The 16,014-nt window shown below is 64.0% G+C and carries 13 protein-coding genes; 9 read left to right on the top strand and 4 right to left on the bottom strand.

Going from position 1 to position 16,014, the window contains the following annotated elements; all coding sequences use genetic code 11:
- Positions 1-3: 3 nt before the first annotated feature.
- The 4 genes from RTQ46_RS14105 to RTQ46_RS14090 form a co-directional block, all read right to left on the bottom strand.
- Positions 4-1,449, bottom strand: coding sequence for a tetratricopeptide repeat protein (locus tag RTQ46_RS14105; protein WP_312437450.1), 1,446 nt, complete (start codon positions 1,447-1,449; stop codon positions 4-6).
- Complete coding sequence (gene mshL, locus RTQ46_RS14100) at positions 1,446-3,431, bottom strand: pilus (MSHA type) biogenesis protein MshL (RefSeq protein ID WP_312437448.1); 1,986 nt, start codon at positions 3,429-3,431, stop codon at positions 1,446-1,448. The genes RTQ46_RS14105 and mshL overlap by 4 nt, the downstream gene beginning before the upstream one ends.
- A 198-nt stretch (positions 3,432-3,629) precedes the next feature.
- A complete protein-coding gene (locus tag RTQ46_RS14095) occupies positions 3,630-4,547 on the bottom strand; it encodes an AAA family ATPase (RefSeq protein WP_312437446.1) in 918 nt (305 codons plus the stop codon).
- A complete protein-coding gene (locus RTQ46_RS14090) occupies positions 4,544-5,272 on the bottom strand; it encodes an ABC transporter ATP-binding protein (RefSeq protein WP_312437445.1) in 729 nt (242 codons plus the stop codon). Before RTQ46_RS14090 ends, RTQ46_RS14095 begins: the two co-directional genes overlap by 4 nt.
- Before the next feature lie 207 nt (positions 5,273-5,479).
- On the opposite strand from RTQ46_RS14090, the gene RTQ46_RS14085 reads away from it, so the two are divergent.
- The 9 genes from RTQ46_RS14085 to RTQ46_RS14045 all read left to right on the top strand — a co-directional run bounded on the left by RTQ46_RS14085 (position 5,480) and on the right by RTQ46_RS14045 (position 15,997).
- Positions 5,480-7,183, top strand: a complete 1,704-nt coding sequence (locus RTQ46_RS14085) for a GspE/PulE family protein (RefSeq protein WP_312437444.1) — start codon at positions 5,480-5,482, stop codon at positions 7,181-7,183.
- A 1-nt stretch (position 7,184) separates the two neighbouring features.
- Positions 7,185-8,417, top strand: coding sequence for a type II secretion system F family protein (locus RTQ46_RS14080; protein ID WP_312437443.1), 1,233 nt, complete (start codon positions 7,185-7,187; stop codon positions 8,415-8,417).
- Entirely contained in the window at positions 8,414-8,956 is a 543-nt protein-coding gene (locus RTQ46_RS14075) for a type II secretion system protein (protein ID WP_312437441.1), read from the top strand. Before RTQ46_RS14080 ends, RTQ46_RS14075 begins: the two co-directional genes overlap by 4 nt.
- 50 nt (positions 8,957-9,006) lie before the next feature.
- Complete coding sequence (locus RTQ46_RS14070) at positions 9,007-9,504, top strand: type II secretion system protein (RefSeq protein ID WP_312437439.1); 498 nt, start codon at positions 9,007-9,009, stop codon at positions 9,502-9,504.
- 167 nt (positions 9,505-9,671) lie between these two features.
- On the top strand, positions 9,672-10,253 hold the full coding sequence (locus RTQ46_RS14065) for a prepilin-type N-terminal cleavage/methylation domain-containing protein (protein WP_409518337.1): 582 nt from the start codon (positions 9,672-9,674) through the stop codon (positions 10,251-10,253).
- Positions 10,240-10,857 carry a prepilin-type N-terminal cleavage/methylation domain-containing protein gene (locus RTQ46_RS14060; protein WP_312437436.1) on the top strand — a complete coding sequence of 206 codons (618 nt, stop codon included), beginning with the start codon at positions 10,240-10,242 and terminating at the stop codon, positions 10,855-10,857. The genes RTQ46_RS14065 and RTQ46_RS14060 overlap by 14 nt, the downstream gene beginning before the upstream one ends.
- A complete protein-coding gene (locus RTQ46_RS14055) occupies positions 10,854-11,747 on the top strand; it encodes a prepilin-type N-terminal cleavage/methylation domain-containing protein (protein ID WP_312437434.1) in 894 nt (297 codons plus the stop codon). The genes RTQ46_RS14060 and RTQ46_RS14055 overlap by 4 nt, the downstream gene beginning before the upstream one ends.
- Positions 11,744-12,181, top strand: a complete 438-nt coding sequence (locus RTQ46_RS14050) for an agglutinin biogenesis protein MshP (RefSeq protein ID WP_312437432.1) — start codon at positions 11,744-11,746, stop codon at positions 12,179-12,181. The genes RTQ46_RS14055 and RTQ46_RS14050 overlap by 4 nt, the downstream gene beginning before the upstream one ends.
- A gap of 30 nt (positions 12,182-12,211) precedes the next feature.
- Positions 12,212-15,997 (top strand): LamG domain-containing protein, encoded by a 3,786-nt coding sequence (locus tag RTQ46_RS14045; RefSeq protein WP_312437430.1) that lies wholly within the window; start codon positions 12,212-12,214, stop codon positions 15,995-15,997.
- Positions 15,998-16,014 lie beyond the last annotated feature (17 nt).

Genomic DNA, 16,014 nt, shown 5'->3' with positions numbered 1-16,014 from the left:
CGCTTATTCTTTAATAATGACCATGCCGGGCGTGGCGGAGGCGCCGGAGGTTGGCGGTCCACCCAGTTCGGCCAGCCGCTGCTGCGCGCCGGCACGGTCGAACGCGGACGGCGTCGTTTGCGCCAGCACCAGTGCGCGCTGGTAATAGGTGGCGGCCAGTTTCGGCTGGTTCAGCCGGTCCAGTCCCACGGCGAGATTGAACGCATAGTCGGCATTGCCGGGTACGGCGCTGTAGGCGCGGAAAAATTGCTGCTGTGCTTCGGACCAGCGCCGCTGCTGCGCATAGACATTGCCGAGCGCAAACAGCACCGGGCCACTGTCGGGCGTGCGCGCCAGGATCGCCTTCAGGCGCGATTCGCTTTGTACCTGGTCGCCCTGGCGCAATCCCACCAGGCCGGCCAGCGCCACGCCGTCGTCGGGATTGATTTCCAGCAGGCGCAGATACAGCGAGGCGGCCTGCGCGCCGTTGTTGTCGCGCTGCGCCACCGAGGCCAGGCCAAGCAGCGCGTCGCGGTTGACCGGATCCTGCTGCAGCACGGTCTCGTATTGTTGACGGGCAGCACCCAGCTGGCCGCCGGCCAGCGCCTGGTAGCCTTGCTGCACGCCGGGATTGATCTGCGGCGCCGTATCGCTGCGCACCACTTGGATCTGGCTGTTGTCGGGGGCCGTCACCGGCGGCAGCGCGGCAGGGGCGGGTGGCGGCATCTGCGACAGCTGCGCCGCCACGGCGGCCTGCACTGCCGCCTGGATCATCGCCTGCTGTTCGGCCGCGCTGGCGCCCTGGTGCTCGCTGCGTGCTTCCGGCATGGCGTCGGCAAACTGGTCCGGCGCTGGTTGCACATTGCCTGCCGGCGGCGCAATCACGATCGGGCCGGCATTGCCCACCGTGCCGGGGGCATCGGTCAGCGGCATCGGCACGCCGGGCAGATTGGCGCCCGCGCCGGGACTGCTGCTGGCGCGCCAGTACCACCAGGCCATCGCGCACACCAATAGCAGCAGGATGCCCAGCAGCACCGCCAGGCGCACGGTGGCCGGGTCCACGCTGACCGGGCCGCGTGGCGGCGTGCGGCTGCGGCTGGCGCTGGCCGCCGCAGGACGGGTCTTGGCCTGCGGTGGGGCTTCGCGTGGCGCGTCGCGCGGGGGAGCTTTCGGCGTCTCGCGCGGCGATTCTGCCCTGGGCGGCACGGCCGCGGCCGGTGCTTCGGGCGGCGCCGATGGCGCAGACGGCGCAACTGGTGCGGCTTGTGCGCCACTCAGCGGTTCCAGGCTCAAACCGGACGTGAATTCCGGTACTGGCGGCAGCGGCGCGGGCGGCGCCAGGGGCGCATCGGCCGGCGCCAGTTCCAGCACCTGGTCATAGGCCTCGGACGGCTTTTCCAGCTCGTCTTCGTGCAGGCTGTTCTGTTTGGCGCGTTCGGCTTTCTTGAGCGCCTGCATCAGCAAGCTCATGGCGTGTCTCCCTGAAGGCGCGCTTGTGGCAAGACCGGCGCAAGCGGCGCACCTTCCGAATACGGCTGGCTGTTCAACGGGGCCTGGCCGGGCAGCAGGTAGCGATAGTTGCGGAAGTCGCCCTCGATACTCGCTTCCTTGACCACGACGGGACGCATAAAGATCACCAGCTCCGTCTTGGTACTCGCTTCATTGCGGTAGGTGAACAAGCTGCCGACCACGGGCAGGCTGGACAGCCCCGGCACGCCGTCCTTGACGTTGTCGACAGAATCCTGCATCAGACCGCCCATTACCGCGATCTGGCCGCTGTCGACCTTCATGATCGATTCGAGTTCGCGTGCCTGGATCACCGGCACGCGGCTTTGTACATTGGCCGTGGCCAGCGCCGGATTCGGGTCCTGCACATAGCCGACGATGCGCGTGATGGTGGGACGCACATTGAGCGTAACTTCGTCACTGTCGGAAATTTGCGGCGTCACGCTCATCACGAAGCCGACCGGCACCGTTTCCAGTTTCGATTCATAGGTGGCCGGCGTGGTGATCGTGCCGGTCGAGCTGACCACGGCCGGCGTGACCTTGATGGTGAAAAAGACGTTGTTGTCGACCACTTTCAGCATCGCCGTCTGGTTGTTCAGCACGCTGATCTTGGGGCTGGACAGCACCTTGACCTTGCCGAACGATTCGAGCAGCTGGATGGTGGTGGCAAAGCTGTCCTTCAGATAATTGAGGACAAAGATGCCGGGCGTGGCGCCAGGCGTGACGGCGCTCGGCAGGGCCTGCGTGCCGACCTGGCCCTGCCGCAGGCTCAGGCTGCCCGTCAGGCGCGACCAGTTGATGCCCTGCTGGTAGTCGCGGTTCAGGCGCACTTCCATGATGGTGGCCTCGATCAGCACTTGCCGCTTGGCGCTGTGCATCACCAGGTCGAGAAACTCGCGGATCTTTTCATGCTGGCGCCCGGTGGCGCGCACGGCAATCAGGCCGCCCTCGGTATTGACCACCACCGAGGAAGGCGCGCCCTTGTTGGCCATCTTCAGCAGCGGCAGGCCATTGGCGTCGACCGGTGCGGCATTGCTGTTGCCGCCGGCAAGCTGTTGCTGGCCTTGCGCGGCCTGCGACCCTTGCTGGCTTGGCGTGGCGTACTGGCCGCCGGCCTGGGCCGTGCCCTGGCCGGCATTCTGGCCCGCATACGGCAGCGCGCCGCCCTGACTGCCGGCTTGTCCCTGGTTCTGCTGCTGGCCCTGGTTCTGGGCCTGGTTTTGTCCCTGCATGCTGGTCAGTTGCTGGTTCAGCTGCGCCAGCGGATCGGCCAGCGGATCGTTGAGCGTGGTATCGCGCAGCAGGTCGCGGATGTTCTTTTCCAGGCTATACCAGAAATTATTCTCGGAACGGTTGACCACCAGCGTGGTCGAATTGTTGTTGCCATTGCCGCCGCTCTGATTGCCGCTCGATGAGGCGCCGCTGCTGCCGGTGCCGCCGCCGGCGGTCGAAATCTGCGTGGCGATATTGACGCTGCTGTTGGTGCTGCGCGCCATGTTGACATAGTCGATCTTGTAGTTGCGCCAGACCGGTTCATCGGGCAGCACCAGCAGGTTCTTGCCGTCGATTTCGTAGCGCATGTCGACCTGGCGCGCAATGCGCGTCAGCAACTGGGGCAGGGTCTGGTTCAGGGCGTTGAGCGTGACGCTGCCGTCAATGCCCGGATGGATGTCGATATTCATGCCCGCATCGCGCGCCAGCGCGAACAGCAGCGACTGCACCGGTACCTTGTGCACGGTAACGCTGTAGGTTTCCATTTTCGGCGCGGCCGTCGGCGCCGACAGCGCGGCGCTTTGCTGCACCGTCTCGGGAATGGCGCCAGCCGGACGCGGCGCTTCATTGATGTGCGACGGTGACAGCGGCAGCTGCTGCGCACAACCGGCCAGCAGCGAGCAGCAGGCAGCGGTGACGCAGCAGGCCAGCACAGGGAAAGGGTGTTTATTCATGAAAAGATCGCCCTCGAAGTCATGTTGTGCTTTTGCAATTTTACTTGGCATGATCGCTTAAAATCAATCGTGCCGGAAGGGCAGAGTGGTAATAAGGAAAAATAAACTGACTTGTTGCCACGTCATCATCCTGCCCGCATCGCGCCATTAAATTTCCATGTGGATATATAACATTCTGAAAGGTATGTTTTTGACGGTTCATCGCCAAGCCAGCATGCCTGCCAGCGATACCGCAGCGAGCAGCAACAGCGCCGCGACCAGCCTGCCTTCGTACCAGCGCGGCACACGGAACGGCGAGTCGGCGATCGCCTGGCGCATATGGCGCGCGCTGATGCCTTGCGCATCGTCCGCATAGGCGGCCAGCAGCGCCTTGTCGGCCAGGATGTTGACGCGGCGCACGGTGCCCTGCGCGGCATGCGCCAGGCGGCGCAGCGCGCCCCGTTCGAACGGCAGCGGCGCCACGCGTCCGGCGGCGGCCAGCCGGCATGCCAGGTAGTCGGCCAGCAGCGCCAGCGGCAGGTGCGGCACGCTAAAACTGTGGGTGATGCGCTCCTTCAGCTGGCGCAGCTGCGGCAGGTCGAGCGTGCGGTCCAGTTCGGGCTGGCCGAACAGCACGATCTGCAGCAGCTTGTGGCTGGCCGTTTCCAGGTTGGTCAGGAGGCGTACTGCTTCGAGCGTGTCGACCGGCATCGCCTGCGCTTCCTCGGCCAGCAGCACCACCTGCCGTCCGGCCGCGTGGCGCGCGATCAGTTCGCCATGCAATGCGCGCAGCACCGCGTCGGTGCGGCAGTTGTCCAGTTCCAGCCCCAGTTCGCTGCCGATGGCGCGCAGCACATCGTCGGGCTCCAGCCGCGGGTTGAGCAGGTACAGCACGTCGACATGGGACGGCAAGCGCTCGGCCAGCATGCGGCACAACATGGTCTTGCCGCTGCCCACTTCACCGGACAATTTGATGATGCCTTCGCCGTGCGTGACCGCGTACAGCAGCGCGTCGAGCAGGTCGCCGCGTGCGTTGCCGGCATAAAAAAACTGCGGGTCGGGCGTAATGCCGAACGGCGCCGTGCGCAGGCCGAAGTGCCGCAGGTACATGCCGTGCGGCGATGCCGGATGGTTCATGCTGCGATGCAGTTCAAAAACGCCTGCTCCAGGCTGGCCTGCGGGCCGCCACCGTGGCGCTGGCGGCATTCTTCCGGCGTGCCGACAAACACCATTTTCCCGGCATGCAGGATCGCCATGCGGTCGCACAGCTCATCGATATCGGCCAGCGCATGCGAAGTGAGGAAGGCGCCGCGGCCCTGCGCGCGCAACTGGCGCAACGCCAGCTTGAACAGCGCGCGCGCCTTTGGGTCCAGCCCGCTCATCGGTTCATCGAGCACCAGTTGCCGCTTGCCCGACAGCAGGCAGGCAGCCAGTCCCAGTTTCTGCATCATGCCCTTGGAGTAGCTGCGCGCCTGGCGCTGCAGGGCTTGCGGCGCCAGCTCCAGCGCATCGAGGATGGCGCGCACCGCATCGCCGTTCCAGCGCACCTGTTGCAAGCCTAATACATAGCGCAGGAAATCCTGGCCGCTCAGGTAGTAGGGCGCCTGGAAGCGCTCGGGCAGGAACGACAGCGGCGCGCGCGCCGCGCTGCGTGCGTGTGCCTGGCCGAAGATGGCGATCTCGCCCGCATCGGGCGTGCAGAAATCGAACAGGCAGTGCAGCAGCGTGGTCTTGCCGGCGCCGTTGATGCCGGCCAGTCCGAACAGCTCGCCGGGCCGTATCGCCAGGTCGATGCCGCGCAGCACGGCGGCACCGTCCAGTTGTTTGTGCACGTTGTGATAGCGGATGGCGCAGTCGCTCATGAAGGCAGGCAGGTCGGCAAGAATGGGGGATCGAACGACATTATTGCCATGCGCGGGCACGCGCGGCAAGTGTTTACTTGTCGTGTGCAGGTTTGCGCGCATATCAGGAGGCTCAATATATTTTCTTTAAGAAACAAGAGGTTCTGGAATAAAATGCAGATGCACGCCGTCAGGCGCGTGATCTGTCGAACCTGTTGAGGAGCAAGCATGGCAAGGCCAGAGAAAGTCCGGCTCGGTGAAATTTTGGTCAAGCAGAGTCTGCTGACGGAAGAACAGTTGGGCCTGGCCCTGGGAGAGCAGAAGCGTTCCGGCCGCAAGCTGGGCCGCGTATTCGTCGAGCACGGCTATGTCACGGAAGAGCAGATCTCGGGTGCGCTGGCGCGCCAGCTGGACATTCCCTACATCAACCTGAAGTTTTTCAATATCAATGCGGAGCTGGTGCGCCTGCTGCCGGAAACCCAGGCGCGCCGTTTCCGCGCGCTGGTGCTGGAAGACCGCCGCGAAGGCTTGCTGGTCGGCATGTCCGACCCGACCGACCTGTTCGCCTACGACGAGATCGCGCGCCTGGTCAAGCGCCATATCGAACTGGCGGTGGTCAACGAAACCGAGGTGCTGGCCGCCATCGACCGCATCTACCGCCGCACCGAAGACATTTCCACGCTGACGCGCGAACTCGAGCAGGACCTGGGCGACGTCTCGGTCGACTTCGGCGCGCTGGCCGCCAATCCGGGGCTGGAAGAAGCGCCGATCGTCAAGCTGCTGCAATCGGTGTTCGATGATGCGACGCAAGTGCGCGCCTCGGACATCCATATCGAACCGCAGGAAGGCCGGCTGCAGATCCGCTTCCGCATCGACGGCGTGCTGCACCTGCAGACCGAAGCCGACATCAAGATTGCGCCATCGCTGGCGCTGCGCCTGAAACTGATGTCGGACCTCGACATTTCCGAAAAGCGGTTGCCGCAGGACGGCCGCTTCGCCATCCGCGTGAAAAACCAGCGCATCGACGTGCGTATCTCGACCATGCCGACCCAGTATGGCGAATCGGTCGTGATGCGTCTGTTGAACCAGGGCGGCACCTCGCTGCGGCTGGACGCGATCGGCATGCCGCCGGCGCTGGTGAAGAAATTCCGCGCCATCGTGCAGCGCCCGAACGGCCTGGTGCTGGTGACGGGCCCGACCGGCAGCGGCAAGACCACCACGCTGTATTGCGCGCTGGCCGAACTCAATTCGGTGGAAAAAAAGCTGATCACGGTGGAAGACCCGGTCGAATACCGGCTGGCCGGCATCAACCAGGTGCAGGTCAACGACAAGATCGAACTGAACTTCGCCCGCGTGCTGCGCTCGGCCCTGCGCCAGGATCCCGATATCGTGCTGGTGGGCGAGATGCGCGACCAGGAAACGGCGCAGATCGGCCTGCGCGCCGCGATGACGGGTCACCTGGTGTTATCGACGCTGCACACCAACGATGCCGCCAGCACCCCACTGCGGCTGATGGACATGGGCGTGCCGCGCTACATGGTGGGCAGTTCGCTGCAGGCCGTGCTGGCGCAGCGCCTGGTGCGCGTGATCTGCGAAAGCTGCACCACGCCGTATGTGCCGACGCCCATCGAAGCCGAATGGCTGCGCATGGAACTGGGCGAGCTGGTCGACCGCACCCAGTATCATCACGGCAAGGGCTGCTCGCACTGCAACGGCATGGGTTACCGCGGCCGCACCGGCGTCTATGAGCTGCTGGAAATGACGCGCGCCGTGGTCGATGCGGCCAACCATGCCGACCCGTCGCACTTCCTGAAGGCGGCCAACACCGAGATGGCCGGCGAAACCCTGCGCCGCCACGCGGTGCAGCTGGTCGTGCAGGGCCGCACGACGATTTCCGAAGCGATGCGCATCAGCAACCAAAACGAGGAGTGACGTGCCGTTCTTTGCGTACAAAGCCCGCAGCGCCAGCGGCGAACTGCTGCAAGGCGTGCTGGAAGGCGCCGACAGCGGCGCCGTGGCCAACCAGCTGTTCGCCACCGGCGCCACGCCGGTCGATATCGTGGAAACGAAGAAGGCGGTGACCTCGACCAACGATATCGGCCTGTGGCAGCGCCTGACGGAAAAGAAAGTCACGTCGATGGACGTGCAGCTGTTCAGTCGCCAGATGTATACGCTGCTGAAAGCGGGCGTGCCCATCATGCGCGGCCTGGCCGGCCTGCAGGAGTCGGCCATCAGTCCCGCTTTCGGCCGCGTCATCAAGGATGTGCGCGAATCGCTCGACGCCGGCCGCGAACTGTCGGCGGCGATGGCGCGCCATCCCAAGGTGTTTACCTCATTCTATTTGTCGATGGTGCGGGTGGGCGAGATGACTGGCCGCCTCGACGAAGTGTTCCTGCGCCTGTTCGACCACCTGGAATTCGACCGCGACATGCGCGCGCGGGTCAAGACGGCCACGCGCTATCCGACCTTCGTGGTTGCCGCCATGATCATTGCCATCGTGATCGTCAATATTTTCGTGATACCACAGTTTGAAAAGGTATTTGCCAGCTTCAAGGCCGAATTGCCGTTGATGACCCGCATCCTGATCGGCACGTCGGCGTTTACCGTCAACTATTGGCCCGCGCTGCTGGCGGTGACTATCGCCGGCGTAGCCGGATTCAAGGCCTGGTTGCGCACGGTGGGCGGGCGCTACGCGTGGGACCGCATGAAGTTGCGTTTTCCCGTCGCCGGCAAGATACTGTTGAAAGGCACCATGGCGCGTTTCGCACGCAGCTTTGCCCTGTCGAGCAGCAGTGGCGTGCCGATCGTGCAGGCGCTGACGGTGGTGTCGCAGACGGTCGACAACGCCTATCTGTGCGGGCAAGTCGAGCGCATGCGCGACGGCGTGGAGCGGGGCGAGAGCATCCTGCGCACCTCGGTTGCCGCCGGCGTGTTCACCCCGGTGGTGCTGCAGATGATCGCCATTGGAGAAGAGTCGGGCTCGCTCGACGATTTGATGGACGAGATTGCCGCCATGTACGAGCGTGAAGTCGATTACGAACTCAAGACCTTGTCCTCGCAGATCGAGCCGATCCTGATCGCCTTTTTGGGCGCCATGGTGCTGGTGCTGGCGCTGGGCATCTTCCTGCCGATCTGGGACCTGGGCCGGGTGGCCATGAACAGATGAGTGCGCCCCGCACGATGGATCGGCACGGCAGGCGGCTGCGTGCCGGCAGGGGCTTTACCCTGTTCGAGCTGGCGGTGACCGTGGCGGTGATCGGCATACTTGTCACCGTGCTGCTCAGTCGCATGGGCTACTACCGCGCCGAGGCCGAGCGGCTGGCCTTCGAGCAAACCGTCACGGCCCTGCGCGCCGAAGTGCGCTTGCGCACGTTTGCGCTGGCGATCGCGGGCAAGTCCGGAGAAGTTGGCGGCTTGGCCGGAAAGAATCCGATGAACTGGCTGGCGCAAAAGCCGCCCAATTATCTGGGTGAATTTTATTCCCCTGACACAAAAAAACTTGCTTCTGGCAATTGGTTTTTTGACAGGAGTGATGGATTATTGGTATATTTGTTAAATCAAAGCAATACTTTTGACTCCGAGGGTTCCGAGTTGCTCAAATTCAAGGTAAGCTTGTCGCAGGGCTCGAAAAAAACAGCGGCCGGTGCTGCAGAGACGCTGGAGTTAATGCCGGTTCAAGTTCGCAAGGAAATTGCCGTTAGGTAGGTGAGCAAGTTGATGCAAGCAGTTTTTCTGTTTGTGGGTGAAACATTTACATGATTTTGGAGATCCGCATGAATAAGTCGATTCGCAGTTTCAAACAAGGCGCCCAAGCGGGTTTCACACTGATCGAGCTGGTGGTCGTGATTGTCATCCTGGGCATCCTGGCTGCCACGGCAATTCCGAAGTTTTCCGACATGGCGGTTGATGCACGTATTGCAAAAATGAATGGTGCAAGAGCCTCGATACAGGCCGCGTCCAGCATGGCCCATGCGCAATGGCTGGTCGCCGGCAATTCGCCAACCTCGATCACCATGGAAGGTGTCACCGTCAGCATGGCGTCCGGTTACCCTGATGCGGCTGGCATCGTTGCCGCTGCCGGCGGCCTGGCCGATTATGTCGTTTCCGGCACCGCGCCTGTCAGCGTTGCTCCTGATTCGAACCATGCCGCTTGTGCGGTCACCTATGCGCCGGCAACCACGGCCGCAACGGGGGGTGTAGTCACGCCACCGACGATTTCGGCGACGGGACTGGCCACCAGAACCAACTGCTAATATTCCGCACGGCACGCCAGGGTGTATGCTCTGGCGTGCCTTTGCAGCAAACATTTACTGGCCGCATGGAAACATGCCATCAGCCCAACGCCGTGATTCATCCGTGTTGGGCTTTTTTATTGTCGCCAGCGGCGAGGCTATTTCGGACGCATGAACAACAGGTATGCATGACGATGGCGTATAAAGCAGCCACGAACAACCTTCAGCCGGCATCGCGCCGGCCTCTGTCGCATGGTTTCACCATGGTCGAACTGGTGGCCGTGATCGTGGTGGTGGGCATCCTGGGCGCCTTTGCCGCGCCGCGCTTCCTGCAAAACGAAGTGTTTGATGCGCGTGCCTTTGCCGACCAGAACCTGAACATGCTGCGCTACGCACAAAAACTGGCGATCGCGCAGAACCGTCCGGTTTTCGCGGTACTCAACAGCAACCGCATTGCCCTGTGCTTCAACCCCACGTGCGGCACTGCCGACCGGGTGCTGGCGCCGGCCGGCGCCAATTCGGGCAACGCCGCGACAGTTGCGCAATGCGGCACGGATCGCAGATGGTTTTGCGAGGGCAGGCCCAGTAACGTCAGCTATGGCGTAGCTGCAACAGGCACTGTGCTGTTCTTCAATGCGTTGGGCCGGCCATTCCTGAACGGCGATGTCGATCCGGCATCGACTTTTGCGCGTCTCGGCATCCCGATCGGAGGCGGCGGCCCCACGCGGACGGTGATCGTCGAAGCGGAGACTGGCTATGTCCATCTTTAGAAAGCAGGCATGCGGTTTCACGCTGATTGAAGTGGTGATATTCCTCGTCGTGATCAGCGTTGCCGTGGTCGGCATCGTGCAGGTCATCGGCAACAGCACCAGCAAGAGCGCCGATCCGCAATTGCGCAAGCAGGCGCTGGTGCTGGCCGAATCGATGCTAGAAGAAGTGCAGCTGGCGCGCTTTACCTATTGCGATCCGGTGCTGGACCCGGCCGCCGAGACGGCCACCAATGCCTTGCCGTTCGATGCGAACGGCAACCCCGGCGGCTGCACTACGCCGCAAAATGTCGGCGCGGCGCCGTCTAATAATGTGCGCCCTTATTACAATGTAACCGACTATGTGCGCGCCTTCAATGCGCCGTTGGCCTACACGCAGGATGCCGCGGGCAATAACTTTCCAGCGGGATATAACGTGACCGTCGCGTTGGCGCCGGAAGCCGCGCTGGGGCCGGCTGGTACGCCGGTCGCGGCGGCTGGCGGGCCGGTCAATGCCACGCCTGCCAGCATGGAGGCACTGCGCATCACCGTCGTCGTCACTTACGCCGGCGGCCAGGCCATCACGCTGGTCGGCTACCGCGCGCGCTACGCACCCAATCTGATATGACGACACGCTTCCTGCGCCGCCAGCGCGGCTTTACCTTGGTCGAGATGGTGGTAGTGATCGTGATCATCGGCATCGTCTCGGGCATGGCGGCCGTTTTTATCGGCTTGCCGGTACGCAGCTACCTGGACACGGCCGCGCGCGCGGAGCTGGCCGATATCGCCGACACGGCCACGCGTCGCATCGCGCGCGACGTGCGCCTGGCCTTGCCCAACAGCGTGCGTGTCGGCGGCAACGGCGCCTACCTGGAGCTGCTGCTGACCAAGACCGGCGGGCGCTACCTGTCCATCGATGACAACGTGCCCGGCAATGTGCTGGCCTTCGATACCGATCCCGCGTCCTCCAACCCTAACGTATTTACCGTGGTTGGCGCCATGCCCGCCGGGGTGCAGGCCATCGTGCCTGGCGACTTTATCGTCGTCAGTAATCTGGGCGGCTCGCCGCCCGTCGATGCCTACAACTGCGCCGCAAAATGCAACCGCGGCACGGTGGCGGCTGTCAGTGGCAATGACATCACGCTGGCCGCCAATCCCTTTCTGGTGGCCGATCCCGTGCTGCGTGCGATGCCGTCGCAGGGCAGCCGCTTCCAGGTAGTGACCACGGCCGTCACCTATTTTTGTGCGCCCAATGCCAATGGCAGCGGCACCCTGCAGCGTTTCTCCGGCTATGCGATCCAACCCGGCCAGCCGGTCGTGGCCGGCGCCGCGCCGCTGGCCAACGCGCCGGTAAGCGCGATGCTGGCCGGCCAGGTTGCCGCTTGCTCGTTTGGGTTCAGCAACCTGGCAAACGTGCAACGCGGGCTGGTGGCGATCAACCTGATGCTCGGCGCGCCCAACAGCAGCAGCGGCCAGATTTCGCTGGTGCAGCAAGCCCAGGTGAACAATAACCCATGACCGATACCAGCCACATTCACCGCCAGCGCATCTGCCGCCCGCCGCGCGGCTTCGGCATCGTCACGGCGGTTTTCCTGCTGGTGGTGCTGGCAGGTCTGGGCGCGGCCATTGTCAATCTGTCCAGTGCGCAGCACACGGCTTCCACCCTCGATATCCAGGGCGCGCGCGCCTACCAGGCGGCGCGCGCCGGTATCGAGTGGGGCCTGTATCGCCAGTTGCGCTTGAATAATTGCCAGCCGAGCAGCAGTTTCGTCGTGGCGCCGGCCGGTTTTACCGTCACCGTGCGCTGCACGCTGACCACCGGCCCCGGCACCCTGCAGCGCTATCAGCTGGTGGCCACGGCCTGCAACCAGCCGGTGGGCGGCGCCTGTTCCGCCGCCAGCGCCAGCAACGACACGGACTATGTGCAGCGCATGCTGCAGGCCGAATTCTGACAAATCAACAGTATTATCGGAAGGGAAGACATGCGACAAGAGGTGTCAATCTGGCGGCGTGGCGCCGCGCTGCTGTGCTTGCTGGCGCTGTCCTGCCTGGCGCCGGCCCGGGCGGTTACCTACGCCAATACCAGCCAGGCCTTCAACTGGATTGACGCCAGCACCCACAACAAGCTCGGCTATAACACCACGCCCTACAAGTTCACCGGCGGCGGCAGCACCGGCTGCGGCACCACGCCACCGGTGCTGGACGACACCATCAGCGACCAGATCCCGATCGGCTTCAGCTTCATGTATTCCGGCGTGGCCTTCAGTTCCGTGCGGGTGATGAGCAACGGCCGCGTGCACTTCAATAACAACACCACCTGTGGCTACGGCAGCCCGGTGCAGCAGCTGCCGTATCCGAACAGCACGCTCAATTACACGATGCGCATCTACGGCAACGATCTCGATCCCACCTCCAAGATCGAATCGTCCGGCTACAACACGGCCTGCGCCAGCCGCGCGTCGTGCTACGTCAGCTATGCCACCATCGGCACCGCGCCGTACCGCAGTTTTGTCGTCACCTGGAACAATGTGCCCGAATGGACCACCGGTTCGAACCCGGTCGGCTCGTACAGCCTGCAACTGATCCTGCAGGAAAATGGCGAGTTCGTGTACCAGTATGGCGACGATGTGCCGGGACCGTCGGCCAAGCTGGGGCAGGTGGGCTGGCAGGCCGACAGCACCGACTATGACACGCCGCAGGTGGGGTTTCCGTCCAATAATACGGCCATCAAGTTTTTCATCCCGCGCCCGGTGGTCGAATACCGCATGGAGCAGCCGAGCTGGAACAATACGGAAGGGCAGGTGCTCGATACCAGCGGCAATGGCGCCGACGGCACGGTGCTGGGCGGCGTGCAGACGATCGGCGCGGGCCGCGTCTGCCGCGCCGCCAGCGTGCCCTTGAACACCAGCGCGGCCACCGTGGCGGCGATCGACACGGGACTGTCCGTGCCCGGCGTGATGGGCAATGCCGGCACCATGACATTCTGGTACAAGTCCAATACGGCCTGGTCCGGCAGCGGCGCGCGCGATGCGCAGCTGCTCGACGCGACGCAGAGTCCGAATGCCTATTTTTTCCTGGTCCGGCGCAGCAACGGCGCGCTGCGCTTTGTCATTACCGACAGCGCGGGCAACGTACGGATCGCGGAAACGGCGGCCAATACGGTGGCCGCGGGCACCTGGAAGCATATTGCGGTGAGCTGGAGCTTCAACGCGCTGGTGGCCACCAATAGCGACCATCTGCGCATCTATATCGATGGCGTGCAGAAGGCCGAGACGGCATTTACCACCAGCGCGGTGCTGTCGCAGCAGATCGGCACCGTGTTCCTCGGTGACAACCGCGGCGTGGCGGTCGGCCAGAGCGGCACCGGCAATTCGACCGACGGCGCGCTCGACGAGTTTCGCGCCTATAACACCGAAGGCATCGCGCTGATCGTGCGCGACATGAACCTGAGCCAGGCCGGCTGCCTGAGCCACTATGCCGTGTCGCACTCGGGCAGCGGCCTGACCTGCCAGCAAAGCACCATCACGATCACGGCGCACGACCTGAACCACGGCAATATCGTGATGCCCAATAACACCACGCAGATCCAGCTGGGCACCTCGAACGGCATTGGCGACTGGTCGCTGGTGGCCGGCTACGGGCAGCTCGACAATGGCACGGCGAACGATGGCGTGGCGACCTATCTGTTCAATGGCGAATACCAGGCCGTGTTTGCGCTCAGTAGCGGCACCGCCGCCAATATCACCGTCAACGTCACCGATGGCCAGTTTACCGAAGCGAGTACCGAAGATCCGGTGCTGGCCATCAAGGCCTGCGTGGCGGCGCGCTTCAATGCCTGCGAGGTGACCGCACCGCGCTGTGTGCCGAGCAGCTCGTCGCTGAACTATGCGCGCCTCAATACCAAGCTGGCCGATACCACGTTCAGGCTGGACCTGGTCAAGCTGAAGACCGACGCCACGCTGGAAAACACCTTTAACGGCGCAGCCACGGTCGACCTGCTGGCCAATACGACGACCGGCGTCGCGCTGGGCACCAACAATTGCCCGACCAGCCAGACAGCCGTGATTCCGCTGGGACTGATTCCCTTTACGGCGGGGTATTCGACGCTGAACCTGACGGTGCTGGCCAATGCCATCAGTGCCGTGTCGCCCAAGTACAGCGCCTACCGCGACGTGCGCGTACGCGTCTCTTGTACCGCGCTGGTGTGCGGCGCGGCCACGGTGGGCTGCTCGACCGACAACTTTGCCATCCGGCCGCAGCAGTTCAACGTCAGCTCGAACATGACCAACGCCGCGCAGACCGGCTCGCCCAGGCTGTCCGCAGGCACAGGCTTTACCCTGAATGCGACCGCGGTGGCCGGGTACAACGGCACGCCGCTGGTCGACAACACGCTGAACGGCCAGAAGATCGTTACGCACGTCAATGCACTTGATTACACCGACCGCCTGGTGGCCGGCAACAGCGCGCCGTTTCCGCTCAGCCAGGCCAATATCGGCACCGGCCTGGCCAGCAATGCCAGCGTGACCTATAACGACGTGGGCAATTTCGCCATCCTCGCTGATGGCGTGGTCGACAATTCGTGGACTACGGTCGACCAGCCGAATGACTGCGTGGCCGGCAGCGGGAGCAATAGCGTCACCGGCAATAAAGTCGGCTGCAATATCGGCAACCGCACGCAGAGCGCCTCGTTCGGGCGCTTCTATCCGCACCATTACGTGCTGTACGGCTCGCTGGTGGCGGCATGCCGCACGGCCGCGGCTAGCGGGCCGCCGGCGGTGGCGGCCAGCGAATTTACCTACATGGGCCAGCGCGAACTGGGTATCGGCGTGGGCGCGGCCGCGCAAAGCCTGGGCAACCTGCCGCTGCCGCGCTATACGGCGGGCTACGCCACGCTGGCCACCACCAGCATGGCCGGACGCGATGGCAGCACGGCGGTCGAATTGTCAGGTCGCCTGACGCCGGCCCTGCCGGCCCTGAGCTGGGACGAGGGCAGTGCCGGGCGTTTTTACCAGACCGACGGCGCCGCCTATGGCGTGGGCGCCACGACGATCAACGTGACCGGCAGCGGCGGCATCGCAGCCGGCGACCTGGTCAGGTTTCCGCCCGACCCGGCCAAGTATGCATTGCAGAGCTACGCGCCGGCTGCCGGCGGCGATGGCGGCGTGATGACGCTCGCCACGGGCTTGCAGCAGGCGCTGCCGGCGGCCGTGCGCAGCCTGTCCTTCCTGTACAGTTTTGACCGGCTGGCCAGTGGCCAGGACGGGCCGTACGACAATTTTGGCGTGCTGGTCGGCGTCAACGACAGCGACGGCGCCCTGATTTCAGGCGTGAACGGCACCGCCGTCACGCCGGCCGCCAGCGTGCTGCTCGGCACCACGCGCCTGCGGCATGGACGCATGCGCATCGACAGCATGGTCGGTTCGGAACTGCGCAGCTTCCCGGTGCCGGTGGCGGCGCAATACTGGACCGGCACCCGCTATGACACCAATACGCTCGACAACTGCACGGCGCTGCTGCGCAACAATTTCATTATGGAAGATTACAAAAACCTGACCGCTGCCCAGATGCCACTGGCGTCGATCCCGCTAGACAGCAATTTGCTGCTGTCGGGTATGGGCTCCCTGATCCTGGCCAAGCCGGCCTTGCCGGTCACGCAGAAGGGCAGTTTCCGCCTGCGTTCGCTGATCAACTGGCTGCCTGGCGACGGCCGCGAAACCATCGGTATCTTCAAGAGCGGACCGGTGCTGTACATGCGCGAGATTTATTGAGGCTGCGTTTGACACGG

It is taken from the genome of Janthinobacterium sp. (genome assembly GCF_031995485.1).
In the GTDB taxonomy this organism is placed as follows: domain Bacteria; phylum Pseudomonadota; class Gammaproteobacteria; order Burkholderiales; family Burkholderiaceae_D; genus Janthinobacterium.
This window is presented reverse-complemented; position numbering and strand designations above follow the sequence as displayed.